Origin of the sequence: Streptomyces sp. UNOB3_S3 (assembly GCF_020740895.1) — a bacterium.
In the GTDB taxonomy this organism is placed as follows: domain Bacteria; phylum Actinomycetota; class Actinomycetes; order Streptomycetales; family Streptomycetaceae; genus Streptomyces.
In genome coordinates, this window is the sequence record NZ_JAILXP010000683.1 from 1 (window position 1) to 1,445 (window position 1,445).

General features: G+C 76.6%; 1 protein-coding gene and 1 pseudogene. One reads left to right on the forward strand and one right to left on the reverse strand.

All coding sequences use genetic code 11. The annotated features are described in order from the left end of the window. On the reverse strand, nucleotides 1–1,093 hold a 1,093-nt coding region (locus K6I33_RS35000), incomplete at its 3' end, for a PucR family transcriptional regulator ligand-binding domain-containing protein (RefSeq protein ID WP_229358824.1). A gap of 53 nt (nucleotides 1,094–1,146) precedes the next feature. Between K6I33_RS35000 and K6I33_RS35005 the strand changes: the two are divergent. After that, a pseudogene (locus tag K6I33_RS35005) lies at nucleotides 1,147–1,445 on the forward strand (MFS transporter); the annotation flags it as partial.

Here is a 1,445-nt window from a genome sequence, read left to right on the forward strand (position 1 = left end):
GTACCCGCCCCTCCGGCAGCCGGACGCCCATCAGCACCGGCGCCCCCACCGCCGCCAGTTCCTTGCGCACCGCGCCCGCCAGCGCCGACCAGCCGTCGGCCGGTACGAGCCCGGCGGTCGGCCGTGTCACCACGGGGAGCAGCGGCCCGGGCCCCGGCCGGAAGCCGAGGACGCGGGCCTGGGCGGGGGCGTCCGCGACCTCCAGCCGTCCCTCGGCGAGGTCGGTGAGGAAGTCGCCGCGCCCGCGCGCCGCCAGTTCCTCCTCCTGCCGGGCCTGGAGCAGGACGACCGCCAGCAGCCCGGCGGCCCGGTCCGCGGCGATCCGGTGGACGGGGGCGAGCGGCGCGTTCACCGGCAGGACGGACATCCGCGCCCGCGCCGCGGGACCGTGACCGGGGACGTCCACGACGACGCTGCCGGGCAGCCCGGCGTCCCGCAGCCCGTCCCAGACCTGGAGGGGCTCGGCGGCACCGGGCGGCGCGGGGGAGGGCCCGGCGGCGTACAGCAGGCGCCCCTCCGGGGTCTGGAGGAAGACCGGATTGCCGGTGAAGTCCGCGAACAGCCGCAGCACTTCGGGGACGCCGCCCCCGCCGAGCAGCACCTCCGTGCAGCGCCGGTGGACGTCCTCGGCCCGCCGCAGCAGCGCGTAGTGCTCGTTGACGAGCTCGGTGTGGATCTCCTCGGTGACCGCCACGAACGGCACCTCCCGGTGGAGCTGCACCAGCGGCAGCCCGCACGAGCGCGCGGTGTCCACGACCGCGGCCGGCAGGGTCGGCAGGCGTGAGCCGAGCTCGACGACGAGCGCGGCGATGTCCCGTTCGGCGAGCCGCCGTATGGAGGCCCGTTGCTCGGCGGGGCGGCTGCCGAGCCCCAGGCCGGTGGTCAGCAGGAGCTCGCCGCCCTTGAGGAGGTCGGCGATGTTGGGTGCCTCGCCCGCGTGCACCCAGCGCACCGGCCGGTGCAGCCGGTCGGCGGCCGCCATCACCTCGGGCAGTCCCCGGCGCAGGGCGGGCAGTTCCAGGGCGCGGGCCACGGTGATGGCCCCCTGGACGCTCCCCGGGGCGGCGGCGGAGGACGGAGCGTACGGTTCCATGACGGGAACTTATTCCACGACCGCACCGGCCCGGCGCCCCTACCCTGTCCCGCATGACGTCAGCCGCCGATTCCCGCTCCGATTCCCCGGGCATACCCGGCAACACTCCCGGCCTCGCGGACCTCCAGCGCGCCACCCTTCGTGTGCTGATGACGGCTCAGGTCGTCGCCGGCGTCGGCATGGGCTCGATGCTCTCCTCGGGTGGCCTGCTGGTGGAGCACCTCACCGGTTCCCGCTCGATGGCGGGCCTCGCCACGACACTCACCACGCTGGGGGCCGCGCTGATGTCCGTACCGCTGGCCGCCCTGTCCCGGGCCCGGGGCCGGCGGGCCGGGCTGGGCACGGGCTGGCT